The sequence below is a fragment of the Komagataeibacter ossonobensis genome (assembly GCF_057359305.1).
In genome coordinates this window covers 294,048-320,458 of record NZ_JBXAYQ010000002.1, presented here as the reverse complement: position 1 = coordinate 320,458, position 26,411 = coordinate 294,048, and the positions used below count along the sequence as shown (strand labels likewise).

At 61.2% G+C, this 26,411-nt stretch carries 25 protein-coding genes and 1 tRNA gene; 9 read left to right on the top strand and 17 right to left on the bottom strand.

From position 1 onward, the window contains the following. The 4 genes from AC1RQ9_RS03825 to AC1RQ9_RS03810 form a co-directional block, all read right to left on the bottom strand. On the bottom strand, positions 1 to 1,236 hold a 1,236-nt coding region (locus tag AC1RQ9_RS03825; RefSeq protein ID WP_485985605.1), incomplete at its 3' end, for a replicative DNA helicase. After that, entirely contained in the window at positions 1,229 to 2,149 is a 921-nt protein-coding gene (locus tag AC1RQ9_RS03820) for a hypothetical protein (RefSeq protein ID WP_485985603.1), read from the bottom strand. The genes AC1RQ9_RS03820 and AC1RQ9_RS03825, both read right to left, overlap by 8 nt. Beyond that, positions 2,146 to 2,400, bottom strand: a complete 255-nt coding sequence (locus AC1RQ9_RS03815) for a hypothetical protein (RefSeq protein WP_152927731.1) — start codon at positions 2,398 to 2,400, stop codon at positions 2,146 to 2,148. Before AC1RQ9_RS03815 ends, AC1RQ9_RS03820 begins: the two co-directional genes overlap by 4 nt. A gap of 204 nt (positions 2,401 to 2,604) precedes the next feature. Next, positions 2,605 to 2,955 (bottom strand): hypothetical protein, encoded by a 351-nt coding sequence (locus AC1RQ9_RS03810; protein WP_053323274.1) that lies wholly within the window; start codon positions 2,953 to 2,955, stop codon positions 2,605 to 2,607. A 53-nt stretch (positions 2,956 to 3,008) separates the two neighbouring features. Here AC1RQ9_RS03810 and AC1RQ9_RS03805 point away from each other — a divergent pair, with 53 nt between their 5' ends. Next, entirely contained in the window at positions 3,009 to 3,284 is a 276-nt protein-coding gene (locus AC1RQ9_RS03805) for a hypothetical protein (protein WP_053323273.1), read from the top strand. A gap of 20 nt (positions 3,285 to 3,304) precedes the next feature. On the opposite strand, the gene AC1RQ9_RS03800 is transcribed toward AC1RQ9_RS03805, so the two are convergent. Together AC1RQ9_RS03800 and AC1RQ9_RS03795 are read right to left on the bottom strand one after the other, a co-directional pair. After that, on the bottom strand, positions 3,305 to 3,757 hold the full coding sequence (locus tag AC1RQ9_RS03800) for a hypothetical protein (RefSeq protein ID WP_152927730.1): 453 nt from the start codon (positions 3,755 to 3,757) through the stop codon (positions 3,305 to 3,307). Beyond that, the gene (locus AC1RQ9_RS03795) at positions 3,750 to 3,953 is read right to left on the bottom strand and encodes a helix-turn-helix domain-containing protein (protein WP_053323271.1); all 204 of its coding nucleotides are present in this window, start codon (positions 3,951 to 3,953) and stop codon (positions 3,750 to 3,752) included. The genes AC1RQ9_RS03800 and AC1RQ9_RS03795 overlap by 8 nt, the downstream gene beginning before the upstream one ends. A 109-nt stretch (positions 3,954 to 4,062) precedes the next feature. On the opposite strand from AC1RQ9_RS03795, the gene AC1RQ9_RS03790 reads away from it, so the two are divergent. Further along, positions 4,063 to 4,431 (top strand): helix-turn-helix transcriptional regulator, encoded by a 369-nt coding sequence (locus AC1RQ9_RS03790; RefSeq protein WP_161804122.1) that lies wholly within the window; start codon positions 4,063 to 4,065, stop codon positions 4,429 to 4,431. 523 nt (positions 4,432 to 4,954) lie between these two features. Continuing rightward, positions 4,955 to 5,443, top strand: a complete 489-nt coding sequence (locus tag AC1RQ9_RS03785) for an ImmA/IrrE family metallo-endopeptidase (RefSeq protein ID WP_053323268.1) — start codon at positions 4,955 to 4,957, stop codon at positions 5,441 to 5,443. 34 nt (positions 5,444 to 5,477) lie between these two features. On the opposite strand, the gene AC1RQ9_RS03780 is transcribed toward AC1RQ9_RS03785, so the two are convergent. Next, positions 5,478 to 5,738: a hypothetical protein gene (locus tag AC1RQ9_RS03780; protein WP_053323267.1), complete on the bottom strand. Its 261-nt coding sequence runs from the start codon at positions 5,736 to 5,738 to the stop codon at positions 5,478 to 5,480. A 231-nt stretch (positions 5,739 to 5,969) separates the two neighbouring features. Here AC1RQ9_RS03780 and AC1RQ9_RS03775 point away from each other — a divergent pair, with 231 nt between their 5' ends. Genes AC1RQ9_RS03775 through AC1RQ9_RS03760 form a run of 4 tightly spaced genes read left to right on the top strand, consistent with a single transcriptional unit; the run spans position 5,970 to position 8,525 of the window. Next, the gene (locus AC1RQ9_RS03775; protein WP_485985601.1) at positions 5,970 to 7,571 is read left to right on the top strand and encodes a hypothetical protein; all 1,602 of its coding nucleotides are present in this window, start codon (positions 5,970 to 5,972) and stop codon (positions 7,569 to 7,571) included. Then, complete coding sequence (locus tag AC1RQ9_RS03770; RefSeq protein WP_485985599.1) at positions 7,568 to 7,831, top strand: hypothetical protein; 264 nt, start codon at positions 7,568 to 7,570, stop codon at positions 7,829 to 7,831. Before AC1RQ9_RS03775 ends, AC1RQ9_RS03770 begins: the two co-directional genes overlap by 4 nt. Further along, positions 7,831 to 8,307 (top strand): hypothetical protein, encoded by a 477-nt coding sequence (locus AC1RQ9_RS03765; RefSeq protein ID WP_485985598.1) that lies wholly within the window; start codon positions 7,831 to 7,833, stop codon positions 8,305 to 8,307. Before AC1RQ9_RS03770 ends, AC1RQ9_RS03765 begins: the two co-directional genes overlap by 1 nt. Next, positions 8,304 to 8,525, top strand: a complete 222-nt coding sequence (locus AC1RQ9_RS03760) for a hypothetical protein (protein WP_485985596.1) — start codon at positions 8,304 to 8,306, stop codon at positions 8,523 to 8,525. Before AC1RQ9_RS03765 ends, AC1RQ9_RS03760 begins: the two co-directional genes overlap by 4 nt. Here the strand turns inward: AC1RQ9_RS03760 and AC1RQ9_RS03755 are convergent. Continuing rightward, on the bottom strand, positions 8,503 to 8,691 hold the full coding sequence (locus AC1RQ9_RS03755) for a hypothetical protein (protein WP_485985595.1): 189 nt from the start codon (positions 8,689 to 8,691) through the stop codon (positions 8,503 to 8,505). The genes AC1RQ9_RS03760 and AC1RQ9_RS03755 overlap by 23 nt on opposite strands. Positions 8,692 to 8,720: 29 nt before the next feature. Between AC1RQ9_RS03755 and AC1RQ9_RS03750 the strand changes: the two genes are divergently transcribed. Together AC1RQ9_RS03750 and AC1RQ9_RS03745 are read left to right on the top strand one after the other, a co-directional pair. Further along, complete coding sequence (locus AC1RQ9_RS03750) at positions 8,721 to 9,779, top strand: tyrosine-type recombinase/integrase (RefSeq protein WP_485985594.1); 1,059 nt, start codon at positions 8,721 to 8,723, stop codon at positions 9,777 to 9,779. Positions 9,780 to 9,845: 66 nt separating this feature from the next. Continuing rightward, positions 9,846 to 9,935: transfer RNA gene (locus tag AC1RQ9_RS03745), tRNA-Ser, on the top strand. A 232-nt stretch (positions 9,936 to 10,167) separates the two neighbouring features. Here AC1RQ9_RS03745 and bcsA read toward each other — a convergent pair. The 9 genes from bcsA to proS form a co-directional block, all read right to left on the bottom strand. Next, positions 10,168 to 14,778: a UDP-forming cellulose synthase catalytic subunit gene (gene bcsA, locus AC1RQ9_RS03740; protein ID WP_485985593.1), complete on the bottom strand. Its 4,611-nt coding sequence runs from the start codon at positions 14,776 to 14,778 to the stop codon at positions 10,168 to 10,170. 485 nt (positions 14,779 to 15,263) lie between these two features. After that, complete coding sequence (locus AC1RQ9_RS03735) at positions 15,264 to 16,601, bottom strand: DEAD/DEAH box helicase (protein ID WP_193732341.1); 1,338 nt, start codon at positions 16,599 to 16,601, stop codon at positions 15,264 to 15,266. Between the two features lie 329 nt (positions 16,602 to 16,930). Continuing rightward, on the bottom strand, positions 16,931 to 17,542 hold the full coding sequence (locus tag AC1RQ9_RS03730) for a nitroreductase family protein (protein ID WP_485985618.1): 612 nt from the start codon (positions 17,540 to 17,542) through the stop codon (positions 16,931 to 16,933). Positions 17,543 to 17,570: 28 nt separating this feature from the next. Continuing rightward, entirely contained in the window at positions 17,571 to 18,182 is a 612-nt protein-coding gene (gene metW, locus AC1RQ9_RS03725; protein WP_010506332.1) for a methionine biosynthesis protein MetW, read from the bottom strand. A gap of 2 nt (positions 18,183 to 18,184) precedes the next feature. After that, positions 18,185 to 19,354, bottom strand: coding sequence for a homoserine O-acetyltransferase MetX (gene metX / locus AC1RQ9_RS03720; RefSeq protein ID WP_485985592.1), 1,170 nt, complete (start codon positions 19,352 to 19,354; stop codon positions 18,185 to 18,187). 117 nt (positions 19,355 to 19,471) lie between these two features. Then, on the bottom strand, positions 19,472 to 22,906 hold the full coding sequence (gene dnaE / locus AC1RQ9_RS03715; RefSeq protein WP_485985591.1) for a DNA polymerase III subunit alpha: 3,435 nt from the start codon (positions 22,904 to 22,906) through the stop codon (positions 19,472 to 19,474). A 167-nt stretch (positions 22,907 to 23,073) separates the two neighbouring features. Continuing rightward, positions 23,074 to 23,781 (bottom strand): ABC transporter ATP-binding protein, encoded by a 708-nt coding sequence (locus AC1RQ9_RS03710; RefSeq protein ID WP_485985590.1) that lies wholly within the window; start codon positions 23,779 to 23,781, stop codon positions 23,074 to 23,076. Next, the gene (locus AC1RQ9_RS03705; RefSeq protein WP_485985589.1) at positions 23,774 to 25,018 is read right to left on the bottom strand and encodes a lipoprotein-releasing ABC transporter permease subunit; all 1,245 of its coding nucleotides are present in this window, start codon (positions 25,016 to 25,018) and stop codon (positions 23,774 to 23,776) included. The genes AC1RQ9_RS03710 and AC1RQ9_RS03705 overlap by 8 nt, the downstream gene beginning before the upstream one ends. Next, positions 25,018 to 26,340 (bottom strand): proline--tRNA ligase, encoded by a 1,323-nt coding sequence (gene proS, locus AC1RQ9_RS03700; protein ID WP_485985587.1) that lies wholly within the window; start codon positions 26,338 to 26,340, stop codon positions 25,018 to 25,020. Before proS ends, AC1RQ9_RS03705 begins: the two co-directional genes overlap by 1 nt. Positions 26,341 to 26,411: the final 71 nt, after the last annotated feature.

Below are 26,411 nucleotides of genomic sequence, written 5' to 3'. Positions count from 1 at the left end.
GTAGAGGGCCATGACGCATCGGGCATCCTGTTCAATGGCACCGGAATCCCGCAGGTCGGACAGCACGGGCCGCCTGTCCTCCCGGTTCTCGGACTGGCGGTTAAGCTGGGACAGGGCGATGACGGGCACCTTGAGTTCCCGCGCCATGCGGGCAAGGTCGCCACTGATCTCGGTCATTTCCAGCGTGCGGTTGCCTGACCGGCGCGCCACCGTGGAGCCACGCATCAGCCCCATGTAATCCACCACGACAAACTTCAGACCCAGCTTCGAACGCTTCAACTGCCGCGCACGGGCCAGCAGTTGGGGCACTGTGATCCCTTCCCGGTCATCGATCGAAAGCGGGATGTCCTTCAGCGCCATGGACGCCTCGACCATCCGGCCCATGTCGTGCTTGCTGATCCGCTCCGGCTGTCCGGCCCGGTCGTTCATGCCGGTCAGCACCATGTCCAGCGGCATACGGACCCTGGCCGCGATGACACGGCCCATCAGTTCCTCGGCCGACATTTCGCCTGACCAGAAAAGACCCCGCCCGTTCAGTTGGGCCATCCGAACCGCCAGCGACAGCGCAAGCCCGGATTTGCCAATGCCGGGCCGTGCGGCCACGACATACATGGCGCCTGGCCGGAAGCCGCGGATCCGGTTGTTCAGTTCCGCAAAGCCGGTATCCAGCCCGGACAGGAACTGCCCCGCCTGCCAGTGGCTGTTCGTTTCTTCCATCAGCGCCTGCCCGGCGGCGAACGCCGTGACGGTCGGCCTGCTGGCATCAGTGCCCTTGGCCAAGGCTTCCAGATGCTCCAGCGCTTCGGCCAGAATGTCATCGGCCGTTGCTTCGGAATTGGCGGCCCGTGCCCGCATTTCGTCGGCATAGGTCTGGATCGACCGCTTGACCCAGCAGGCAGCGACCGATCGGGCCGCCTCCCGTGCCATGCGCACATCAGCGGCCGAAATGATGCCGGGCAGATGCTTGGCCAGCCACTCGGCCCCAAGGTATTCGCTTGACCGGATCTGCGGCGCGATCGTGACGGGTGAAACCTGCCGACCAGCCATAATTTCACCCTGCACCAGCCGGAACATCTCGGTCATGTCGGTGTGGTAGAAATGCTCCGGCTTCACCACGTCCGCCACGCTGTCGTAGGCCGCGTTATTGAGCAGGATCGACCCGATCACGCAGGCTTCGGCCATGGCGTTGGCCGGGACTTCCTGCACCTTCGGCTCGAAATGCAGGACCTCAGCCATGGGCCGCTTCCTTCAGCGGGAAATGCTCCAGTCGGGGCGACAGGCCCTCGAAGCCGTTTTTTGCCCACCGCCGGGCTGCGTCGTCGTATGCTGCCCTGTCGTATTTCACCTCATCCGCCGCCGGTTCGGGAAGCACGCCCTCATCGGCCCAGCGCTCATTGTTGAGCCAGGTTGCGGGATGGGGGATGTAGGTTGGATCGGCAGACCACGGCGTTGCGGCGACGGCAGCCAGCAGCGTTTCGAGGCTGGCCCTGCCAAGGGCCTTGGCAAACGCCCGGCGTGCCTTGGGCTTGCCCGCCTTCCGCGGATAGGCTGCCCAGAACTGCTCGAACGCAGCCTCGTCCAGCGGGGGTTTGCTGGCACGGCGGGTTTTGGGTTTGGGATCGGATGGCTGTTCAGCATCGTCGAAAAACTCGTCCCCTGGCAAGGGGACTATAGGGGTATTTCTAGCTTCTAGCTTCTTGAGTTTATCCCTTGGCTTATCCTGACCCTTATCCGGGGGGTTAACCCCCTCCCCATCATTTTCGGCATCATTCTGGATAAGGGCGGGATTACCCCCCTTGCGCCCGTGTTCAGCCGAAACGTCAGAGTTTTCCTTGTCCCGCACCATGCGGCGGGAGAAAATAAAGCCCTCTTCATCGACGCTAAACACGCCGTTTTCTTCCAATTCGACAAGCAGTTTTCTGACTTCCCGATCGCTTCCGTTCGTCAGTCCCGCAAGCTGTTTCGCGCTGACTTTCTTGCCAGAAATCTCGAAAAAACCGATGCGATCTGCAGCGTGCATGATGGCCAGCATCTCCATCCACAGACCGCGTGCGGCGTATGAACAGGACTTCAGGGCGAGGTCATTCTGCCAGTCCTTCCACCAGAACTTGGACCACTCATAACGCTTTTTGCGGGTAACCCGGCTCATCGTTCATCCTCCGCAAAATCACAGAAATAACCGAGCACCTTGCCGGTCATGCCGGCCTCATCCCGCATCATCGCCAGATCGGGATTCGATCGCACCGCTGCCATGAAGGCGTTGAACAGTTCCTGCCGCGCCATGAACATGCGGGCCAGATCAGCCTTGTGGCCGCCCTGCATGAGCATGTCGCGCATGACGGGATCTTCGGGAAACTGGCGGCTGTTATGCCCGCGCCGGGGCATGGGGATGACGTTCATGCGTGTGTTCCGCGCTGGGCCCGGCAGGAGTTGACCGCCGGGGAAACTTCATTGGGGGTGATGGCGGGGTGTGCGTGGCCCTTCATCGGCGCGACCGCCGGTGCCACAGGTCGGCCCGCCACTTGGCAATTTCGGCATTGTGAATGTTGATGTGACAGATGGACCGCCAGCGGGCAGCCATCTTCAGGCAAAACCATTCCCAGATCATGCAGCCTCTTTCTTGAGCGCATCGAGACGTGCGCTTAGCAGTTCGGCCTCAGCGATATGTCGTCGCTGCTCGGCCTCCAGGTGGGCCGCGAACCGGGCGCGCACGCGCAGCCATTCGCCTGCGGTGACGCTCCTGATTTCGCGATAGATACAAGCGCGGACCCGCCGTTCCGTCAGGCCAAGAAGCCGCGCGGTATCGTGGATGGCCGCCTTCAGCCCGCGCGCTTCCTTGCGGGCCTTCACGGCTTCCGTGACGATACTGGCGAACTCATTGACTGCGATTTCGGCTGTCATTTGTGCCCCTTGGACAAAATGCTCCACGCGCTTGGACGAATTACTCCACGCCATTGGACAACTCCTGTTGCAGAATTCCGGTTGTCGAGGCCGGATGCAGCAACGGGATGAAGGAGCGTATGGAGGAAACTGGAAAACGGAACGATGCCACGACGGGGCTGGATGCCCTGTCGCGCATCGACATGGCCCTGCTGGGGCTGGCGCAACTGCGTGCCCAGGCCGGTGCGTATGAATACGTGCAGGCCGCACAGCTGTGCACGGCGCTGAGCGCCAGGATCCTGTCGCCCACCCTGCTGCCGTCCCCCACCATTCCCATGGCGCCGGTCGTGAGCCAGCCGCTGAACCGGCTGATCCACGGGCTGCAGCATGTTGGGGTGGTTTAGGGTGAAGGGGGCGCAGGACATCAGGCGTCCTCACCCTTGCCATGCGTACCGGGCTGTAGGTCCGCATCACCGGACGTGACTACAGTTTCAGCACGGGAAGGAGTCGTAACCTCCTTCCCGCTTTCACCACCCTGTGCAGAGGATGAAGCTTTATGAGTAACGGAAACATCACCACCCGCGAGGGTCTTATCCTGCAGGTCGCCCATTACCTCGCGCTCGCCTCCGGAAAGGATTTCCCCACCATTCCGGTCAAAGACGGGAGAGTTTCGCGTGCCGAGATCGAGGACTGGTTCAATAGTGCGCGGCTGATCGTTGATGGGAAGTCTGGCGGTCCCAACTACCCCAACCCCAATCGATAAGTAATTTTCAATCAGAGAGGCATTCTTCAGTATGTCGGATGCCTCCATTACGCCGGTTACGCGCGCGATTTCTAAAGCCGCATCAAGGGACTTTACTCGGATTTCATTAATCACCGTCCCCCTCCCCTTCAGCCCGCACAACCGTCACGCCATCGAACAGGTCCGGGCGGAGTTCTTCGCGGGGAATGCCGGTAGCGGCTTCAAGCGTGATAAGATGCTTATCGGGAATACGCCCCCATCCCAGCACTGTCGCATGGGACCGAAGGCCAGCGGCATGGGCGACTTTTGCAGCGCTGCCTACCCGCTTCATGAGTTCTGCTGGTGTCATGCATAAATGTTAGTATTTCCGACTTTATGGTGCAATGAAAAAGTCGGCGGATCCGACACAAAGGTTAGAAATATCAACCATACTGATACCCATGAACCTTGAGACTGACATGGGCGCCCGTCTTTCCGCCCTGCGATTGCAGAAGGGAAAGAAGGAAGGGCGACGAATTACCCAGCAAGAAGCGGCGGATGCTGTCGGCATCGGACGCAGCACTCTTGCGTCCTACGAAAAGGCTCATGACAAGCCAGGGCGGGAAACCATGATTGCGCTAGCACAGTACTATGGTGTCCCCGTCGATTATATAGCTGGAACGCCGCCGGTTAATTCTGACCTGTCGGCGCAGTCGGTCGAAGACCCCGACGAATTGGCCCTCCTTGGCCTCTGGCGCACCCTCAATCACGACGAACGTAAACTGCTTCTCACCCTTTTCGAGAAGGCTATTCGTTCTGATGCAGCCTGACCTGTCCCCAATAAATCGCAGATCTTTTGCTGCCCTCATGAATTTTGTTTACCTTTCGTTCTTTATGAAAGATAGCAGAACAGACGCAGCGGTTGTTATACGGAATTTGGATATGGATTATGCGATGATACGGTTAAGACTATGATGCAGCCTAGAATCAGCTTGCTCGACCGAGCGCGCAAATGTGGCGCATGGTTCTTAGGTATAATGAACATATTTCTAGCTATTGGGTACTTCACTGCGTACTTATGTGCACCCTTAAAATTTGCTGGCCAATGGAACGCATCCGCAGTTGCATCGCTTGCAATGACAGCAGCTACCATTGCGATGGCCGCCGTCACGTTGATGGTCGGGCTTGTAGCTATATGGGGATACGCCACTCTCAGAGAGCAATCGGAAAAAATCGCTCGCGAAGCTGCTGTCGAAGCGGTATCGAGAACTGTAAGGCAGTGGATTGATGACTCTGCACGCTCGACGCCTCATGAGGACATTAGCAACGCATACGACAGAAGGGAAAACGAGAATGATTAATGTTGCGACGATCACTCCCTTTGATATTGCGAAATGCTACATGAAAAAGGCTCCCACTGATTTAATGGGGATGGCGTCGGCTTTAGGCATTCGCGTTGATAATAATGCTACATTTGAGGATAAAAACTTGTCGGGTAGCATCAAGCGGTGCCGCGATGGGTCATATCAAATTGCGATAAACGGCAGTGACAGCGAACAGCGGAAGCGTTTTACTCTGGCGCATGAATTAGCACATTTCATGTTACATCGAGATATTATCGACTCTGTCGGGCTAGTCGATGATGCCATGTATCGCAGCGGAGCTTCCGCCACAGAAGAATATCAAGCAAACAGCCTGGCTGCCGAACTGCTTATGCCTAAAGATCTTGTGAGGCTTTTCTGGAAAAAGGGGCTATGCGGCATATACCAACTGGGAGGCGCGTTCGATGCTTCTCCTGACGCAGTAAAGATTAGATTGCGACAACTAGGATTATCCCCATAGCTACCAACCCCGCTCCGGCGGGGTTTTCTTTTGCCTACTCTTCCATCTTAGGCACATCCCCCACGCTCTCAAGGATCTCCGGCTCACCATAGTCCCCAGCATCTTCATCCACTTCCATGCGGACCAAGATTGCTCCGGCCATAGACGTGCCGCCAGCAGCGACCTTATCGGTCCTGCGCCTGCCTTCCTCGACTGACCGGCACACGATAGGCGCGCCTGGCTCAAGCTGTGCCCCGCCCCGTTTGGGCTTTCCCCAGATATACGGCTGGAAGATGATTCGTTCGGTAGCGGTCATCGGTCTCTCCTTTGATTAAGTTCATATTATGTTCCTAATCTCAAAAGGGAAGTAGAATTCGGCATGAGTGATATTTGTCGGGAATACTAACTTTTCTCTTGCATAATCTGTCGGAATGTCCGACTTTATCGGCATGACCTGCTGACGGAGCGGCTGAACCCACGGAAATCCCGTGGCCGATATACCTCCTGACGCAGGTGAGACACTCATTTTGAGTCGGGAGAGGCTTATATGTCAGGACGACACGGACGGATCGAAGGTGCGCGACTGCACTTCCGCCTACCGCCAGATCTCAAGCGGTGGCTTGAGGATCGCGCAGCAGGCCGGGTCCGGACCATGGCCAGTGAACTGGTCACCATTCTTGAAAAGACACGCAGCGATGAAAGGGCGAAGCGGACGGCGGCAAGGAAATCCCTTGTGCTCCAGCATGCGCCCGCCTTTGTTGTGGAGGACCAGATCGACTGGGTCCTGGAGCGGGTTGCAGATCCGGTTTCCGCCGATCTGCCTGCTTTTGCCACGCCGACCCAGATCGGGCGGCGGCTGGCTACGATAAGGGACACTCTTGATAAGCTGGAGAAAACGGAAGGCTGCGCTGGCCGGAATTATAGCCGCCACGCCGAAGCACGTGATAACCTGATTGACCGTATCTTCACCATGCAGCCGGACAACCTGCATGATGTTGCAGCCCTGCTTGGCGCATCAATGGATCGGCTTTCCATGCTTGAGGGCTTTGAACTCAGCCGGATGCATATCGAGGAATATACCACTCAGATCCAGCAGGGCACCTGTCATATCCTGCACTTTCTGATGCGTATGGGGGTCGATGCGCAGAAACTGTCTCCCCAAGACATCACCTATGACATTCAGCGCATCCTCGGCACGGAAGCCGAAGCCACGCCATCAGCCCTCCGCGATCTGGCCGATACGATGGAACGGCAGTTTGTCGAGATCAGGGATTTCCCTGCCGACGAATGGCCTGTCGATAACGGGCCGCAGGTCCTTATGGACTACTGGGCCAATGTGGACGCCACACAAGCCCAGACCATCCAGACGGCAGAAGACATGGTCAATCTGGCACGAATCACGCGCACGCTTGAGGATTCCATTGCCGAAGGCGACGAATGCCCCGCCCTGGAAAACATCCACCGCATGCTTGTTTCGGCCATTCTGGACGGGCACCTGCCATCGCCTGTCGGCAGGGATGCGTCGATCATAGCGAAGGCAACGGCGGCTACGGCGTTTGGGCGGCATGTTGATGACGTGGCCCATCGTATTCCCGGCGATGATGCCGGCGACGCAGCCATGGCACAACTGGTGAACAGGCGGGAGGACATGCTGGATGACCTCGTGCGCTGCAAGCCGACTTCCCTGCAGGGCTTTTCTGCTGTGGCACAGGCCATCGTGGAGTCCGATCCCGGCGTGAAGGAAGGTAGTGAGCCGATATCCGACTCCAAACATCTGGCAGCTTTCGCCCGCCATCTGGCCTCCATCGCTCCACAATCAGGCGTCAGCCCGGACATTGCCTTGATCAATGACTGCAATCGCGCCTGTGCGATTGTCGCGCAGCAAAACAGGCGGATTGAAGCAGCTCATACCACTGCTGAAGAAGCCGCCGCCGAAGCAGAAAACGAACAGTTTGAGGATGAGCGCTGCGCGCTGATGGAGCGGATCACGACACAGAAAGCCCATACACTGACGGGTAACGTCGCCCGGGCCCGTGCCATCCAACTTTTTGCGGATGAACTTGTCACCCCTTGCGAACACAAGGACCACGCCAGAAACATGCTGGCCGCCCTCGCCCGCGACACGCTGGCTATGGGAGCCTCGGCATGAGCGATGATCTCGACAACATCTCGATCACACCCCGTGGCATGGGTGCCCTGATTGCGGAACTGGGGGCTGCGGATAACGAGGCCGCATTCTGCCTGCGCCTGCAGGGCCACCTGCTAAGCATGGCCCGCAGCTACACGCAGCAGGGCTACTCGGATAAAGAAATCGTCGGGTTCATGCAGCAGGTCGCCGATGGCGCCGCCTTCCGCCGCAATGAACTGCGGCCGATCGCCAACATCCATCATACGCCGGGACATGCGTAATGGCTGCCCGCAAGACCGACCGGCGCTATACCCCGCAGGACGATGCCCTGATCCGTTCCATGCGGGCGGAAGGCCGGGCCTGGACGGATATCGGCCGGGTGTTCGGGGTGCATGGCACCTCCATCCGCCAGCGCCTGATCCGCGTGCTGCGGGAAGACGACCCGCACCCCGATGCCGAAAGCCTGCGCGAGGCGGCGCGACGCAAGCAGGTCGCACAGCAGGAAGCCACTCCGGCCCGGCTGCCCCTCACCCTCCGCACGCGTGATGGCGCGTTCAGCATCGCAGCCCTGCAGATGCTCCATCACCAGCAGGCAACAACCACAGGTCATATCCGCGCCACCGTACAGGAAATCGCAGCATGGGCCCGCACCAACCGGCTGCCACCCGCCTGCCGGGACACGCTGGCCCATATCAACGCATGGCGCACGCGCGAGGGCTTGCCGCCCTTCGTGCTGCAAAAGGAGAAAACATCGTGACCGACCTCAGCATGGGCGATGAAGTCCCCCGCCCCGAATTTGATCCGATACCCCATGCCTATGATCGCAAGGCACGTCCCATTTTCATGAACGAGACCCCGCTACGGGACTCGTTGGTACTGCTGGCCAAGCTGTGGGCCGCCACGCATCCACTGGCAACCGTAGAGACCCGGATGGAACTCGCTGCCCGCATCGCTACGGAAATCGCAGGGCGATAGCGGCATGGACACCATCCCCCAGATCACGCAGCGGGTGCGTCTGGCCGATGTCGCCCGGGTCACCACCCTTTCCACCCGCCAGATCCAGAAGCTGGCCGCAGCCGGGCAGATACCCGGTGCAGCCAAGTTCGGCCGGATCTGGACGTTTGATCCCATCAAGATCCACGCATGGATCAATAATCAGGAGGCCCGGGTTTGTCAGGCCGCACCAACGCCAACATCTACCTTCGAGGCAAAACGTATTGGGGGCGGCTCCAGATTGCCGGCCGCGAGCATAGAAGCAGCCTACGCACGGCTGACCCGCGAGAAGCCCGGCGCAGGCTCAAGCAGTGGAAAACGGAACTCGAGCGCGAGGCGGTAACGGGAGACAGCGACCAGCTTTTTGAGGAAGCCGTCATCCGCTGGATTACCGAAGTGCTGGCAACCTCGGTCAAGCCCCAGACCATGCGGCGCTACACCATCTCAATCCGCAGTCTGGAAGATACATTCAAGGGCGTTCGTGTGCGCGACATCACCACGCGCCTGATTTCCAATTTCGTATCGGGCCGGTCAGGCAGCGTAACCAATGCCACCATCCGCCGGGACCTGACGGCGCTGTCCCGCCTGCTGTCGGCCTGCGTGGCATGGGGCTGGATCACCAGCAACCCGGCCCTGTCCTTTGACCGCACGATCATCCGCGAACGGCGCGATCCGATCACACCGCCCTGCCCCGATTCGGTAGCGCGGGTCAAAGCCGCCTGCCCGCCCGGCATGGCTGCGATTCTCGACCTGCTGGAACAGACGGGCATGCGGGAAAACGAAGCTGTCAGCCTGACGGGAGACAACGTGGACCATGAACGCCAACAGATCCGACTGCTCCGCACCAAGACGAGTCGGCCACGCACGATCGCATGGGTCACACCAGGCGGAGACGCAACCGCGTTGCTGGAGCAAGCACCCCGTACCGGTTGCCTGTTCCCAAACCGGCATGGAAAGCCTTATCGAAATGCGGCCTCAAACTATGGACAGGTCATGCGCCGGGTGATGGCGCGATGCGAAGCCGAGAGCATCTCCTTCACCCGCTTTCGTATCCATGACCTCCGCCACGCCTTCGCTATCCGTTGGCTCAAGGCAGGCGGCGACATCTACCGTCTGAGCCGCCATCTGGGACACACATCGGTCAAGACAACTGAAATCTATCTGTCGGCCCTGACGGCGGATGAACTGGACCGGGTAATGCATGTCGGCACAAAAGACGGCACAGTAACCATATGAATGCAGCGGTTTTTGTGCGTGGTAACATCTAGACGGCGGCGGCAGACCTAGCTAAACAGACGATATGGAGAGGTGGCCGAGCGGTTGAAGGCAGCGGTCTTGAAAACCGCCGTGCGTGTGAGCGTACCGTGGGTTCGAATCCCACCCTCTCCGCCACATTCCCTGAAAATATGATGCCGTCACAATGCAGCGCACCCATCAAACGATGGCGTGACGGTAGTGATATTCCATACGGGAATGGCCTGTTCCATCATACGGATGCCAGATCCCTCCCCCTTGCCTGCACCGCGAACCATGGGGCCGCCGTCCCCTGCACCGCCCCATGATCTGTACCACAGGCTGCGGACGACACGGGCGCAAGCACATACATTGCCTGCGCCCCGCCCGATCAGTCTTCAGATGCATGTTCCGCCATGCGTGCCGCTTCATCGGCCTCGGCCTGCTCACGCACCCGTCGGCGCGCCCGGGCCCGCAGCCACAGCCATGCGCCAGTTCCCAGCATGATCGCGCCCGTCACACCACACAGGTACATCAGGATCGGGTGCCGCGACAGGAACCAGTCCACCCACATCCACAGCGGCAACCTGCCCACCGTATAGGTGGGTGATGTGCGATAGGTCGTGAATTTGTCACCGTTCTTCAGCACCAGGTCACCCTGCAGGCTGGACAGGGCCTTGCGGTCATGCAGGCTGGTGACCAGGTCATGGATATGCGCGCCATCATCCCCCAGCAGCGCCAGAACAGAACGATGGCTGGCATAGGGGGATTCCGCCCCGATCATCATCGCGGCGTTGCGCACCGGGGCATTCAGGTTGGCGGTCACCCCATTGCGCAGTCCGCTGCCGTCACGGTCCTGGAACATGTACCAGATACCCTGCAGCCCCATATCCTGACCGACATGGATATGGCCATCGTCAATCTGGTATGCCGAACGTGACAGCAGGGAAGTCGCCGCCCCCATCTGCCCCACAGGCGCCAGCAGGATGATATCGCCCGAAGGCGGGTTCTGCGCGATATCCGCCGTCGTGGCAAAATGCACCCCTGCGGCGGGATACCATGTCACCGATCCCATGAAGCCCATCAGGTCAAGATAGGCCCCGATCGTGTCGGTATCCGGCGTGGGCGGCAAAACCACCGTGGTTTCCCCAAGGTCGGCCATGCGCGAAAACGGAAACCCGATTTCAGAAAAATAGGACAGGTTGGGCAGGGTCGCGAAATGCACCCCACGCCGGAAATCCAGCACGGAATCCGAATCAATCCCCAGACGCAGGTTATCGGGCGTACGGCGACAGGCCCCACGGTCCACCGGACGGGTGTCAAAGTTGAACTGCAGGTCATTTTGCCCGAACAGAAGCCATGACGGTAGCGCCGTGACGTGGCCCACCGCGCCTGCATGCTGGGTAACCATCCGTTCCGACCACATACGCCACAGGCTGTTGCCCAGCAGCGAATAGCTTTGCAGGTAAGAGTTGTTGAGACTGACATCCAGACGGGACGCGCTGATATCCACCACCGGGTTATCCGGCGTGCGCACCCACAGATCCATCAGGAAAGGCAGGCCATGCCACGTATACAGGTCGGGCGGCAGGTGAAACGGCACATGCAGCGTACCGGGCGCAAACCCGCCAGCCTGCAGGTCGCCCGCTGTCACCAGTTCACCAAAGCGCACCGGGCGATCCGTCGGGATGAAAGCTGGTGCATCATATGGCGCGCGGGGGCGCAGGGTAACATCCTGCACCACGGCAGATGACATGTTGCCCAGCGTATCGGGCGAAAACACCAGCGCACGGGCCGCGACCTCAACCTCGTGCGGCGTGCGCCCGGTTACGATCAGGACGGTGCCCCACCTGTCATTGGGATTGGCGATTTCCAGCAGCGTCGGGCCAGCAGGCATGTGTCCCTGGTCATCAACAGGAATATTCTGCCCGATTTCAATGGCATTGCCCGATGCCGGCATGCTGCGCGACACGGGAAAGGACAGCAGGCGCGAGTCAGCCAGCTTGCCGAACCATGAGGCGACAAGCCCCCCCGCGCGCATGATGTCCTCCCCCGGTGATGACGCGGGCATGACCACCGGCACCCGCATGGCCACCTTCAGATTGGGATCGAAAAAGGGTACCGGCAACCGGCTCAGGTCACGTTCGGGCACGATCCGCGCCGTGGTCAGGGTAATGCTGGACTGATCCGATATCTGGGCCCACAGCACGTCATTGTACAGGTCATTGCAGTCACGCCTGTATTCACCGGCAAAATGGAAATTGAGCTTGTTGTCACCCGTGAAATAAAGCGGATCGACCTCGATTTCCATCGGACCGAAGGTCGGGTGCGTGGGATCGATGCGGATCGTGCCGACATACTGTTCATTCAGGGTGACGGTCAGCGCCGTGGCTTCGGGCAGCAGCGAGGGCGAAATCGCCCCTGACAGTTTCAGCGTTGCATGGGTCACCACGCGGTTGGCCGGCACCACCACGTCAATACCCTGCAATGGTGAAAAACCACGCAGGGTCAGGGGGCCGTTTTCAAGGCCAAGGTCATGAAACGGAATGGTGCGCGTAATTTCGGTATCGGCCACGCGGTCCGCCAGCCTGGGGTCCGCCACACTGCCCACGGGCGGGATATCGCCACTGTTGGTATCGCCCAGCGGGGTCAGGCGCGACACGCCCGTCGTACTGTAAACCGGTGGGGATGCAGGCGGCGCTGCGACAGGCGCCACGGCTGCCGGCGGCACGGGCGGGGGGGAGACGGGTTCCTGCGCCCGTGCGGGCGTCATCACCGACAGCAACATGCCCATCCCTGCCGCCATCATGGTCACGCCATAGCCAATGCCCCGATGGACAGGCGGCACCACAAGGCTCTTTTTTTCCAGCGTTTCTTCCTTGTGCACGCTTTCATCACTTTCTTCAGATTCCTGCGCCGGGCTGAGATCCCACAGGTAAGGCGGGGATAGAAGGCCGCCTATGCTTTTTATGACCTGATATATGCTGTTCAACGGTCGGTCATCCTTGAAATCGGCCCAGTTATGCCATGCATCGCTTCGACCGAATACAAAGCTGACAATCTGGCGTTCCTGCTCCAGCGTTTCATTTTTCCATTGCAGATGCAGCCACGAACCGCGCTGCCCAAGAATGGTGGCAGGCACCGCCACCTCGATCCCGTCATCGGGCTTGCTGTACCGCAGGATGATGTCCATCGGGGTCTCAAGCTGTGTCGACAGGTTGAGGGTTACCCCCGCTCCACCCAGCGAAATATCCGTCGTATGGGCATGATATGCCGCGCCATCGGCAAAACAGACCTCGACAGGCAGCTTGGCCCGCACGCGGGGCTTGTGCCGGATCTGTCGCGTCTCGCGCCCCACCGCGATGGACGCCAGCACCACGATCAGGCTGATGGTGATCCATAAAGTGTTGAGCAAGAAGGACTGGAACGCCAGTTTCTGATGGTACTGGAAAATCATGCCCAGTATGCCGCGCACCATTCCCGCAAACAGGATCAGCGCCATGATGGCGTTGGGGTACACCGCGCTGAAATCGAAATACCCGCGCGCCAGAAGCCCGCCCTTGTCCGTCACGTTGAACTTGCCCTTGTGCGGCTGCAGCAGGGTGACGATGGTGATGCGGATAAGGAACAGCGCGAGCGAGGTCTCGTAAATCTCGCTCCAGAAGGAATAGCGCCACCGCCCCTCGATCCGGGACAGGGTCATGATGGAATGGAAAATATGCGGCAGCGCATAGACCATGATGGCAAAGGGGGATGCCGCGATGATGTTCTGCCCGAAAAACAGGAACCCCAGCGGTGAGACAAGGAAGGTTACCCGTGGGATGGCAAACAGAAAGTGCGACATGGCCGACAGGTAGCACAGCCGCTGTTCCCACCGCAGGCCACCGCCCATCAGGGGGTTGTCCAGCCGCATGATCTGCAGCATGCCACGCGCCCAGCGCACGCGCTGGCCGATATGCAGGATCAGCCGTTCGGTGGCCAACCCACCGGCCAATGGCTGGCACAGATAGGCCGTCCCCCACCCCTTGCGCTGCATCTTCAGCGCGGTATGGGCATCTTCCGTAACCGTTTCGGTCGCGAAGCCGCCGACACTCAGCAGCGCCGAACGGCGGATGGCGGCACACGAACCGCAGAAGAACGTCGCATCCCAGAAATCATTGCCATCCTGCACCAGCCCATAGAACATGTTGCCTTCGGGCGGTACGTCATAGCCCGCGGCAAGGTTGCGCTGGAACGGATCGGGGGAATAGAAATGGTGCGGCGTCTGCAGCAGCGCCAGCTTGGGATCCGCCACCATCCAGCCAATGGTCTTGAGCAGGAAGGACCGGGTGGGCACATGGTCACAATCGAAAATGACCACGAACTCCCCCTTGGTGATCTTCATCGCGTGATTGAGGTTGCCGGCCTTGGCGTGGTTGTTCTCTGAACGGATGATGTAACCCGCGCCGGATTCCCTTGCAAAATCGTAAAAGGACTTCCGCCGCCCGTCATCCAGGATATAGACATTCAGCTTATCCGCGGGCCAGTGCAGGTCCATCGCCCCCAGTACGGTCGAACGCACCAGTTCCAGATCCTCGTTATAGGATGGGACATAGACATCCACCACCGGCCATTCATCGGTGTTGTCCGGCAGGTTGTGCGGCTTGCGGCCCAGGGGCCATGACATCTGGAAATAGCTCAGGCACAGGGTGGACAGCGCGTATCCCTCAGCCAGAAGCAGGGCGATCGACATGACAATCTGCAGCGGACCGGTGAACTGCACCGTGCTGCCCAGCCGCCAGATCAGGTAACGGAAGGACACGAACAGGGACAGCATCATGAGGATGCAGGTAACGTGCCGTCCCTTCTTGCGGTTAAGGAAGAAGAACAGGCTGATCGTACCAATGGAAATATAGGCCTGCTGTGCGGGCGCAAGGGTAACGTCGCCAACAGACAGGCAGAGAAACGCCCCACCCGTCAGCAGGAAGCAGACAAGCCACTTCGTCCCACGCGGCGTGGCCATGAACGCTTTGCCGCCCCACTTCAGCCACAATTCCCTTAGCATATTTTGCAACCAGACCGACCTGAATAAAAACCTGCTGATACGCATGCATGCAACAGACGCGCCAGGACATTTTACTGACCATTATTGCGCCCCGCGCCAGGCACGATTTATTCCTTATGGCAAAAAGTTCCGCTTAAAAGGTATCTCTTTCCTGTGATTTCCTTAATGGGAAGGCACATTAAATGACGTGCCGTCGGGACCGCAAGGCATTATGTGGAATACGGATTTATTTTCAGGTATCAGTTAAAAAAACAGGTATCGTGCGCTGCATACAATAACGACCCGACAAAAAACATGAATACATTTTACATAATAAATAATGCAATGTGATTTATTATGTGAAATATCCCGTTTTACATATGAACGGACAGTCTGCGACAGACGAAAAAAGGCACCCGATCCATCGGACCGGATGCCTTGTTCATTCTGTCATACGTGTGGTGTCAGACCGCGCGGCGACCCGCGCCACCGGAACGGCCACCGCCACCGGGACGACCGCCACGGCCACCACCGGGCGGACGACCGCCACCGGCGGGACGACCACCACCACCGGGACGGCCGCCGCCGGAACGGCCACCGCCGCCCCCACGGCCGCGACCACCGCCACCCAGCACGGGCGGACGCATGGTGGAATTCTCGGCTGATTCCGAATGGTAAGGATGTTCGGACACAACCGGGATCTTCTTGCCGATATTCTTTTCAATATCACGCAGCCATGCGCGCTGTTCCGCATCACACAGGGAAACGGCCCAGCCTTCACGCCCGGCGCGCGCCGTGCGGCCAATGCGGTGGACATAGCTTTCGGGAACGTTGGGCAGGTCGTAGTTGAACACGTGGGTCACGTCATCCACGTCAATACCACGCGCCGCGATGTCGGTCGCCACCAGCACCTTCACGTTGCCGGAACGGAAACCCGACATGGCGCGTTCACGCGCACCCTGCGACTTGTTGCCATGAATGGCTTCAGCCGTGATGCCGTGTTCGCTCAGGAAGGCCGCGACCTTGTTGGCTTCATGCTTCATCAGCGTGAACACCACGGCGCGTTCGACCTTGGGCGAGTCAACCAGCAGCTTCAGCGCCTCGCGCTTGTTGCCGGTATCAACAAACATCACCGCCTGCCGGATACGGTCCACCGTGCTGGACGGCGGCGTGACCTGCACGGTGGCGGGGTCACGCAGCAGGCCGTGCGCCAGATCCGAAATGGTCTTGGGCATGGTGGCCGAGAACAGCAGTGTCTGGCGGTCGGTCGGCAGGGCGGCGACAATCTTGCGGATATCGCGCACGAAGCCCATGTCCAGCATGCGGTCGGCTTCGTCCAGTACCAGGACCTCAAGCCCGGACAGGTCGACATGCCCCTGCCCCATCAGGTCCAGCAGGCGGCCGGGGGCGGCAACCAGCACGTCCACGCCGCGGCGCAGGGCCTCGATCTGGCGTCCCTGCCCCACGCCACCAAACACGACAGCGTGGCTGAAGCGCATGTGGCGGGCATAGGATGCGAAGCTTTCCCCGATCTGGGATGCCAGTTCGCGGGTCGGCGCCAGCACCAGCGCGCGTGCGCCCTTGGGGTGGGCACGGCCTTTTTCACGGAAAAGACGGTCAAGGATCGGCAGCGCGAAGGCCGCGGTCTTGCCCGTTCCGGTCTGTGCCAGCCCCAGCAGGTCACGCCCTTCCAGCAGATAGGGAATGGCGCCGGCCTGAATGGGGGTGGGCGTGGCGTAGCCTTCCTCGTCCAGTGCCCGCAGCAGCGGCTCTGCAAGATGAAGATCGGCAAACGTTGTCATGAATGGCGCCTCCTGGCGCAAAAAAACAGGGCCGTGGGGCGTGCAGGAACCTGCATGCCCGGATGGCGAACTGACAGACATACCCGACACCGGCCCTTATATGCACGGGGGCACTCGGTCTGTCGTCGCAAGGATATCATGTAAGGAATAAAGGCCGGTCCAGTCTGCTTCTGTTCGTGTCCCCCGCGTCAAGGACACGTGCAATCAAACCAGCACAAGGAACAGGCGCGGTCCGTTCCCAAGCCTGAGACTGTATATTGTTACGGGGGGAACCGCAAGCTTTTTCATGCAGCCCCCGCCTTATGCCCGCCCGTCACGGGCGGCCCGGTTCACGACGGGGGAAAACGGTCGGTCAGGATGACTTCGCCATCGGGCAGCTTGCCCACGCGCGGCGCGGCCTGTTCCACGCCCTTGCCAATGACGACAAACATCGCCACCACATGGTCCGCCGGCAGGTTGATCAGGCGCCCCACCGCGTCATAATCGAACCCGTCCATGGGGCAGGACTGGTAGCCCATGGCGGTGGCGGCCAGCATGAGCGTCTGGGCCGCAAGGCCCGCGCTGCGCATGGTCTCGTCCTGCTGGACCCATTCTCGGCCTTCGTAATAGCTGCGGATCAGTTCCGCCATGCGCTGCTTCACGTCCTCGGGCGCGCCATCGAAATAGCGGGCCGGGTCTTTTTTCCACGCATCGCGGTCGGCGCAGATCACGACCAGCGCGGAGGCATCGGTCACATCCGGCTGGTCCCACGCCACCTTGCGCAGCGCGCGGCGCAGGGCCGGGTCGCGCACCACCACGAAACGGCAGTGCTGGATATTGAAGGCAGAGGGCGCATGGCGTGCGGCCGCAAGCAGTTTGTGCAGGTCTGCCGGGCTGATCTTGTGATCCGGGTCATAGGCCCGTATGGCGCGCCGGGTCTGGATGGCTTCAAGGGTATCCAATGTCACGTCTCCCACCATGGCGACTTTGTTAACGGGGGGCGTCCTTGCGTCGTAACAGGAACAGCGCCTGTTCCCCGAACAGGTTGGCCAACCGGATCGAACGCCGCCATGGTGCGCGCTCGCCGTCTTCATCAACGGCCATCCACTGCTGGACAACATAACCCTCATCGCGACACAGCGTCAAAAAGTCGAGGATCGTGCACGGGTGGATATTGGGCGTGTCGTACCACGGCGTGCTCCATACGCTGGTCATGGGCATGCGCCCGCGCAGCAGAAGCTGCATGCGCAGCCGCCAGTGGCCGAAATTGGGGAATGACACGATGGCATACCGCCCGATGCGCAGCATCTGGCGCAGTACCTCCCGCGGGCGTTCGACCGCCTGCAGGGTGCGCTGCAGCACCACGTAATCAAACGCATTGTCGGGGTAATGGACCAGATCGTGGTCCGCATCCCCATGCATGACCGGCAGGCCGTGGGCCACGGAACGGGTGACCTCACGCATGTCGATCTCGATCCCGCGCGCGTCGCATCCGCTGTTGCGGAACAGGTAGTCCAGCAGCGCGCCATCGCCGCTGCCCACATCCAGTACGCGGGTCCGGGGACGGATCATGCCCGCGATCAGGCGCTGGTCAAGCCGCATGGTCAGCCAATCCCCGCATGTTCCGCCGCCCCGCACAGGAAGCCACGGATGGTCCGGTCAAAATCAGGTTCATCCAGCAGGAAGGCATCATGCCCCTTGTCACTGTCGATCTCGACAAAGGATACGTTTGCCGCGACCTGGTTGAGCGCACGGGCCAAAAGCCGCGCCTGTGACGTAGGGAACAGCCAGTCAGACGAAAACGATATGATGCAGAACCGCGTGGGCGTGCCCCGGAACGGGCGCGACATATCGCCATCATGCTCGGCGCCGAGATCGAAATAATCCATCGCCCGCGTGATCGTCAGGTAGGAATTGGCGTCAAACCGCCGCACGAAGGTCGATCCCTGATGGCGCAGGTAGCTTTCCACCTCAAACATCTCGCCAAACAGCGCGCCCGGCGCCCCCACCGCCCCGCGTCCGGGGGTCGCCCGCACGCGGCGGCCGAATTTGCGTGTCAGCGCCGCTTCGGACAGGTAGGTGATGTGCGCCATCATGCGCGCGACCGCCAGCCCACGGGCCGGGATCTCGTTACATTCCCAGTACCGGCCACCATGCCATTGCGGGTCGGCGAATATGGCCTGGCGGCTGACTTCGTTAAAGGCGATGTTCTGCGCGGAATGGAAAGGGGATGTCGCGATCGGCATGGCCGCGAACACCTGATCGGGATAGGCCGCGCACCATTCCAGCACCTGCATGCCGCCCATGGACCCACCAACAACCGCCAGCAGGCGCCTGATGCCCATATGTTCAACCAGCAGGTGCTGCGCGCGCACCATGTCACGGATGGTGATGGCGGGGAAATCGGTGCCCCACGGCTCCTCCGTCCCGTCTTCACGCACCCGCAGGCTGCGCGGGCCGGTCGTGCCCATGCACCCGCCCAGCACATTGACGCAGATGACAAAGAAACGGTCGGTATCAATCGGCAGCCCCGGCCCGACCATGCGTCCCCACCATCCGGGCTTGCCGGTCAGGGGATGGGGGTCGGCCACGTACTGGTCACCCGTCAGCGCATGGCAGACAAGGATCGCGTTGTCACGCGCGGGCGACAGGGCGCCATAGGTGCGGTACGCCACATCCACCGGGGCAAGGTGGAAGCCACAGTCCAGCTGCAATCCGTCTGGAAAGGTGACATGCTGGTGCGACAGGGTGGTAGCGGGATTGGTCTGGTCCATTCTGTATCCGGCATTGCGTCGACAGGGACAATGAAAAAAACTGGCAGGGGTTGCGTATGACACCCCGGCCCGGCACATGCAAGGTTCATGGCAATCCCTGCCCGCCGGGCCATGGGGTCAGAACTGTTCCACCTTGCCCACGCCCTCGATGGCCTTGATCATCTGCGCTACGCGTGGGGTCACGCGGTAACGTTCGGACAGCGTCAGTTCAACATCGCGCGTTTCCGCGACCGATGGCAGCAGGATCACCCGCCCCCGCCCGTTGCCATTGCCCAGCAGCACGTCGCGGATCGGTTCCAGCGCATCCGCCCGGTCGAACCAGATACGCAGTTCCGCCGCTGCTTCCGCCGCCGCCTGTTCCAGTTCCATCACGTCGGACGCCGTGATGCGCAGTGCCTCGCCCTCCAGCTTCAGGTCGGCAGTGACGACCACGGCATTGCCCGCCACCAGGATTTCACGCGACCGCGACAGCACTTCGGAAAAGAAGGTGATTTCACACCCGCCCGACGCATCGGACAGCCGCACCCACGCCATCTTGTTCCCCGTGCGCGTGGGGCGTTCCTTGCGGTCCACCACACAGCCCGCGATCTTGACGCGGCCAATGCCCGCCTGTGCCGCCGCCTCCAGCCCCGTGGCCCTGACCGCCCCCAGCCTGCGCATGAGCGGGCCGTAGGAATCCAGCGGGTGTCCCGTCAGGTGGAAGCCAATGGCGTCGGCTTCCATGTTCAGCCGTTCGAATTCAGGCCAGTCCGCGCAGCGCGGCAGGCGCAGCGGCTCACGCTGGGCGGGTATGGCGCCACCACCGCCAAACAGGCCAATCTGCCCGCTGGCGGCTTCCTGCGCATTGGCCTGTGCGCGCCGCATCACGGTTTCCGCCCCGCCACAGGCCTGCGCGCGGTTGGGCAGGACGGTGTCGAACGCCCCCGCGCGGGCCAGGTTTTCCAGCTGCATCTTGTTGACCTGCCGCGAGTCAAGGCGGGCGGCCAGGTCCTCAAGGTCGGTAAAGGGCCTGTCGCCGCGCACCGCCACCAGCGACTGCATGGCGCTCAGCCCCACCTTCTTGACCGCGGCCAGCGCGTAGCGGATGCCATAGCCCTTGCCATCGGGCAGTTTTTCCACCGTGAAGTCCGCGCCGGATGCATTGATGTCGGGCGGCAGGATGGGAATGCCCAACCGGTCGGCTTCCTGCCGCAGGCCCGCCAGCTTGTCGGTCTTTTCACGCGCAAGCGACATGCATGCGGCGATGAAGGCGACGGGATGGTTCGCCTTCATCCACGCCGTCTGGTACGATACCAGCGCGTAGGCGGCGGCATGGGATTTGTTGAACCCGTAATCGGCAAACTTGGCCATGAGGTCGAACACCTCGGCAGCCTTTTCGCGCTCGATCCCGCGCTTCATCGCCCCTTCGGTAAAGATCTCGCGCTGGCGGTCCATTTCCGCGCGGATCTTCTTGCCCATGGCGCGCCGCAGCAGGTCGGCGCCCCCCAGGCTGTAGCCCGCCATCTTCTGGGCGATCTGCATGACCTGTTCCTGATAGACCATGATGCCGTAGGTCTCTTCCAGGATATCGCGGATTTCCTCGTGCGGGGGTTCCCATGCCTCCCCATGCTTGCGCCTGCAGTAATCGGGAATGTTGGCCATGGGGCCGGGACGGTACAGCGCCACGGCGGCGATCAGGTCTTCCAGCCGGGTCGGGCGCATCTGCTTGAGCACGTCGCGCATGCCGGCACCTTCGAACTGGAACACGCCGCCCGTATCGCCGCGCGCCAGCATGTCGTAGGTCAGTCCGTCATCCAGCGGCAGGGCCGACAGGTCAACCTCGACCCCCATGCCGTGCAGGAACTGCACCGCGCGTTGCAGGATGGTCAGCGTGGTCAGGCCGAGGAAGTCGAATTTGACCAGTCCCGCCTGCTCCACGAACTTCATGTTGTACTGCGTGACCAGCATGTCGCTTTTGGGATCGCGATACAGCGGCACCAGTTCCACCAGTTCGCGGTCACCAATCACAACACCTGCCGCATGCGTACTGGCATGGCGGAACAGGCCTTCCAGCTGCTGGCCGATTTCCAGCAGGCGGGCGATGGCCTCGTCCTCGTCGCGCATTTCCTGCAGGCGCGGCTCCCCCTCGATCGCCTGTTTCAGGGTCACGGGCTGCGCGGGATTGTTGGGGATCAGTTCCGCCACGCGGTTGACCATGCCGAATGGCAGGCCCAGCACGCGCCCCACGTCACGCACCGCCGCACGCGCCTGCAGTTTACCGAACGTGATGATCTGGGCCACGCGGTCGGGGCCGTATTCGCTGCGGACGTAACGGATGACCTCGTCACGCCGGTCCTGACAGAAATCGATATCGAAATCGGGCATCGACACGCGTTCGGGGTTGAGGAACCGTTCGAACAGCAGGTTGAAGGGAATGGGGTCGATATCGGTAATGGTCAGCGCCCATGCCGCAAGCGACCCGGCACCCGAACCACGTCCCGGCCCCACGGGTATGTCATGCGCCTTGGCCCACTGGATGAAGTCGGCCACGATCATGAAATAACCGGGGAAACCCATCTGTGCGATGATGTCGAGTTCGAATGCCAGGCGTTCTTCGTATTTCGTCCGCGTGTCGTCATCGACCGTCATGCGCGACAGGCGGTTTTTCAGGCCGGTTACGGCCATGTGCCGCAATGTCTGTTCTTCGGTCTGGCCTTCTTCCACCTTGGGGCAGACCGGCAGCAGGGGCTTGCGCGTTTCGACCGCAATGGCGCAGCAGCGCGCGATGTCCAGCGTGTTGTCGCAGGCTTCGGGCAGGTCGGCGAACAGTTCACGCATGACCTCCGGCGGTTTGAACCAGTGTTCGGGTGTCACCCGCCAGCGGTCGCGTTCGGCCATGGTACGGCCCTGCGCGATACACAGCAGCGCGTCATGCGCCTCGTACATGTCCGGCCTGGGAAAGAAACATTCATTGGTCGCCACCAGCGGCAGGCCCATGCGGTCGGCCATGGCGATCATGCCCGGCTCCACCGCGCGTTCCGCCGCCTGCCCATGGCGGTGCAGTTCCACCGCCATGTGGCTGCCATAGGCTTCGTGCAGGCGGTCCATGAGGCGTGCTGCCTCCCTTTCCTGCCCTTCGGCCAGCATGTGGAACAGCGGTCCCCGGCTGCCCCCCGTCAGCAGGAACAGCCCGCCCGCGCGTTCGCACAGCACATCGAGGGTGACGGTCGGTTCATCCGTTTCATGCTGCAGGAACCCCGCCGAGGACAGGAACTGCAGGTTGGCCAGCCCTTCCGCATTGCGCGCCAGCAGCACCACGGGTTCGGCCGGGCTGCCGGGCTTGTCGCTGCGCGACGGCAGGCCGATCTGGCACCCGATAATGGGCTGCACGCCCTTCTTTCCACAATACTGCGAAAATTCCAGCGCGCCGAACATGTTGCCCGTATCGGTAATGGCGACGGCGGGCATGCGCATGTCGTGGGCCAGCGCCACCAGTTCGGGCACGCGGATGGCCCCCTGGCTGAGGGAATAGGCGGAGTGGACACGCAGGTGGACAAAATCGGCATGGGACATGGGCCTATCCTACCCCACACCGCATCTGATTCGCACGCCCTGCGCACAGGGGCAGCCTGTTATCCCTGAAAAATAACAAAAGTTTTTGGGTGCCGCCTTTTTTCAAAAAGGCAGCGTTCCGTGAAGCTTTTTGAAAAAAGCTTCACCAAAAACTTTCTGGCATTTTTTCAGGTGGCGGGTACCACCGGCACAACCAGCCCGTCACGCAGGGTCACGATGCGGTCCATACGGCGGGCAAGGTCCATGTTATGGGTTGCGATCAGGGCAGCGACCCCATGGGCCCGCACGGTTTCCAGTAGCGCGTCAAACACTGCGTCAGACGTATGCACGTCCAGATTGCCCGTCGGTTCATCCGCCAGCAGGACATGCGGGCGGTTGGCCAGCGCACGGGCAATGGCCACGCGCTGCTTCTCCCCCCCCGACAGCTTGCCCGGTAGATGATCCAGCCGGTGCCCCAGCCTGAAAATGGACAGCAGTTCGTCCGCCCGCGCACGCGCCGCCGTGCGCGCGACACCCGCGATCATCTGCGGCAGCATGACGTTTTCACGCGCGCTGAATTCGGCCAGCAGGTGATGGAACTGGTACACGAACCCGATCCGGTCGCGCCGGATCTGGGTACGCTGCGCATCCGTCAGCGCGCCCGCGTCCTGCCCCGCCACCATGACGCAGCCCGCATCCGGCTTTTCCAGCAGGCCCGCCAGATGCAACAGCGTGGACTTGCCGGTGCCCGAAGGGGCGACAAGGGCCACGATCTCACCGGGGTGCAGCGTCAGGTCCGCGCCACGCAGCACATCCAGCGTTTCCTCACCACTGATGTAACGGCGCGCCACGCCATCCATGCGCAGCGACGGGGCGTTGTCCAGGGCGTCACTCATGGCGCAGGGCCTCCACCGGGTCGGTTTTTGCCGCCCGCCATGACGGATACAGCGTCGCCAGCAGCGACAGAACCAGCGCCATCACGATCACCTCGATCACCTGCGACCAGATCAGCCTGGCGGGCAGGTGTTCAAGGTAATAGACCTCGGGATTGAACAGGTTGGTGCCGGTAATGCGCTGCAGAAACTGGCGGATATGTTCGATATTCAGGCAGAACACGATGCCAAGCCCGGTACCGACAAACGTGCCCGTCACCCCCACCGACGCCCCGCACATGAGGAAGATGCGCATGATCGCCCCGCGCGTCGCCCCCAGCGTGCGCAGCACGGCGATATCGGCACTCTTGTCCTTGACCATCATGATCAGCGACGAAATCACGTTGAAGGCGGCGACAAGGATAATCAGCGTCAGGATCAGGAACATCACGTTCTGTTCCACCTGCACCGCGCCGAAGAAGGCATTGTTGCTCTGCGTCCAGTCCATGACGCGCACATTGCCATCCATGACCTTCTCGATCGCCTGACGGATGGGGCCGACGTTTTCCGCATCCCGGGTCATGACCTGCACCTGCGTCACCTGCCCCGGCAGCTGGAAATACACCTGCGCCGCATGCAGCGGCAGGAAGACATAGCTGGCGTTATAATCATTCACACCCGCGTCAAATATACCCACCACGCGATAGGCGCGCACGCGCGGCATGGTGCCGAATGCGGTCGCCGCCCCCTGGGGCGAGACCAGCGTCAGCCTGCCGCCCACCGTCAGCCCCGCGCGTTCCGCCAGCGTGGTGCCGACGATGATGGTGTCATCACCACCAAAATCGTCCATGGAACCGGCGACAAGGTTATCGCTGACCTCATGCAGCGCCTGCAGGTCGGCCCGCGTCATGCCGCGCACCAGCCCGCCCGCATTGTAGCTGCCGGAATTGAGCAGCACCTGCGATTCCACCAGAGGTGCTGCCGTCACAACGCCCGGCACCTTCCGCACGCGCCCTGCCACGTCATCATAATCGCTGATGGTACGCGTTACGCCGAATACGCTGAGATCGCCATTCAGCCCGAGGATACGGCCCAGCAGGTCAGCCTTGAACCCGTTCATGACCGACATGACGATGATCAGCGTGGCGACACCCAGCGCGATCCCCACAAGCGAGAAGATCGCGATGACGGAAACGAACCGTTCCCCCCGCCGGGCATGCAGGTAACGCCCGGCGACCATCCGCTCGAAGGGACCAAACATCAGCCGCGTATTTTCGCGATAAGGGTCAGGGCGGCCTCGACCGTTTCCTCGGTGCGTTCACCGGTATGACGGTTTTTCACTTCCACCTTGCCATCCTTCGCCCCGCGCGGGCCCACGATCAGCTGCCATGGATGGCCCAGCAAATCGGCATCGGCAAACTTTGCGCCCGCACGTTCGGCACGGTCATCATACAGCAGGTCATCAGGCGCTGCCGCATACAGCTTTTCACAGATGGCGTCGCACTGCGCATCACCATTCTTCAGGTTGATGATGGCGGCCCGGAAGGGGGCTACGGATGCGGGCCAGATAATGCCGTTGTCATCATGGCTGGCTTCGATGATCGCGGCGACAAGGCGCGAGACGCCAATGCCATACGACCCCATTTCCGGATATAGCGGCGCACCGTCGGGACCGCTTACGGCGATATCCATGGACTGGGTATATTTGCGCCCGAAGTTAAAGATATGCCCGACCTCGATGCCACGCCCCTCGCGCTGGCGTTCGGCTGGCACTTTTGCCCATGCCTCCGCATCATGCATCTCGTCCGTCGCGGCATAGAACGACGTCATGCCGGTAAAGAACTTTTCAAGCGACGCGCGGTCGTTAAGGTCAACATTTTCGCCCAGCCAGTCCTGGTCCTCCAGCGCGCTGTCAAAGAACACGCCGCTTTCCCCCGTGGGGGCCAGAATCAGGAATTCGTGGCTCAGTTCGCCACCGATCGGCCCGGTATCGGCGCGCATCGGGATCGCACGCACGCCCAGACGCTGGAACGTGCGCAGATAGGCCAGCATCATGCGGCGATAGGTATCGACGGCGGAATCGTGGTCAAGATCGAAGCTGTAGGCGTCCTTCATGTAGAACTCGCGCCCGCGCATCACGCCAAAGCGGGGGCGGACCTCGTCACGGAACTTCCACTGGATCTGGTACAGCACCTGCGGCAGTTCCTTGTAGGACTTGACCGCCTGACCGAACAGGTCGGTAATCATTTCCTCATTGGTCGGCCCAAACAGCATGTCGCGTTCATGCCGGTCACGGATGCGCAGCATTTCCGGCCCATAGGCGTCATACCGGCCCGAACGCTTCCACAGGTCGGCGGACTGCATGGTGGGCATCAGCAGTTCCTGCGCGCCCACGGCATCCTGTTCGTGGCGCACGATATTCGCGATATGGCGCAGCACCCGCAGGCCGGCTGGCAGCCAGGCATAGATGCCTGCCGCCGTCTGGCGAATCATGCCCGCACGCAGCATGAGCCGGTGTGACGTGATCTGGGCCTCGGCCGGATTTTCCTTGAGGGTCGGCAGAAAACTGCGGGACAGACGCATATCCGTATGAACCTTGAAGTATGAGAACCGATAATGCAGCGGACCCTAGACCAATCACAACGCCCGTGGAA

Excerpts from the sequence above, each read along its gene's own strand:
- AC1RQ9_RS03770 (WP_485985599.1), top strand. The coding sequence starts at position 7,568 with ATGAGCGATGATCTCGACAACATCTCGATCACACCCCGTGGCATGGGT.
- proS (WP_485985587.1), bottom strand. The coding sequence starts at position 26,340 with ATGCGTCTGTCCCGCAGTTTTCTGCCGACCCTCAAGGAAAATCCGGCC.
- bcsA (WP_485985593.1), bottom strand. The coding sequence starts at position 14,778 with ATGGCCACGCCGCGTGGGACGAAGTGGCTTGTCTGCTTCCTGCTGACG.
- AC1RQ9_RS03820 (WP_485985603.1), bottom strand. The coding sequence starts at position 2,149 with ATGAGCCGGGTTACCCGCAAAAAGCGTTATGAGTGGTCCAAGTTCTGG.
- AC1RQ9_RS03795 (WP_053323271.1), bottom strand. The coding sequence starts at position 3,953 with ATGAAGCGGGTAGGCAGCGCTGCAAAAGTCGCCCATGCCGCTGGCCTT.
- AC1RQ9_RS03765 (WP_485985598.1), top strand. The coding sequence starts at position 7,831 with ATGGCTGCCCGCAAGACCGACCGGCGCTATACCCCGCAGGACGATGCC.
- AC1RQ9_RS03785 (WP_053323268.1), top strand. The coding sequence starts at position 4,955 with ATGATTAATGTTGCGACGATCACTCCCTTTGATATTGCGAAATGCTAC.
- AC1RQ9_RS03815 (WP_152927731.1), bottom strand. The coding sequence starts at position 2,400 with ATGAACGTCATCCCCATGCCCCGGCGCGGGCATAACAGCCGCCAGTTT.
- AC1RQ9_RS03790 (WP_161804122.1), top strand. The coding sequence starts at position 4,063 with ATGAACCTTGAGACTGACATGGGCGCCCGTCTTTCCGCCCTGCGATTG.
- AC1RQ9_RS03810 (WP_053323274.1), bottom strand. The coding sequence starts at position 2,955 with ATGGCGTGGAGTAATTCGTCCAAGCGCGTGGAGCATTTTGTCCAAGGG.
- AC1RQ9_RS03805 (WP_053323273.1), top strand. The coding sequence starts at position 3,009 with ATGAAGGAGCGTATGGAGGAAACTGGAAAACGGAACGATGCCACGACG.
- AC1RQ9_RS03775 (WP_485985601.1), top strand. The coding sequence starts at position 5,970 with ATGTCAGGACGACACGGACGGATCGAAGGTGCGCGACTGCACTTCCGC.
- AC1RQ9_RS03735 (WP_193732341.1), bottom strand. The coding sequence starts at position 16,601 with ATGACAACGTTTGCCGATCTTCATCTTGCAGAGCCGCTGCTGCGGGCA.
- dnaE (WP_485985591.1), bottom strand. The coding sequence starts at position 22,906 with ATGTCCCATGCCGATTTTGTCCACCTGCGTGTCCACTCCGCCTATTCC.
- metW (WP_010506332.1), bottom strand. The coding sequence starts at position 18,182 with ATGCGGCTTGACCAGCGCCTGATCGCGGGCATGATCCGTCCCCGGACC.
- AC1RQ9_RS03705 (WP_485985589.1), bottom strand. The coding sequence starts at position 25,018 with ATGTTTGGTCCCTTCGAGCGGATGGTCGCCGGGCGTTACCTGCATGCC.
- AC1RQ9_RS03710 (WP_485985590.1), bottom strand. The coding sequence starts at position 23,781 with ATGAGTGACGCCCTGGACAACGCCCCGTCGCTGCGCATGGATGGCGTG.
- metX (WP_485985592.1), bottom strand. The coding sequence starts at position 19,354 with ATGGACCAGACCAATCCCGCTACCACCCTGTCGCACCAGCATGTCACC.
- AC1RQ9_RS03780 (WP_053323267.1), bottom strand. The coding sequence starts at position 5,738 with ATGACCGCTACCGAACGAATCATCTTCCAGCCGTATATCTGGGGAAAG.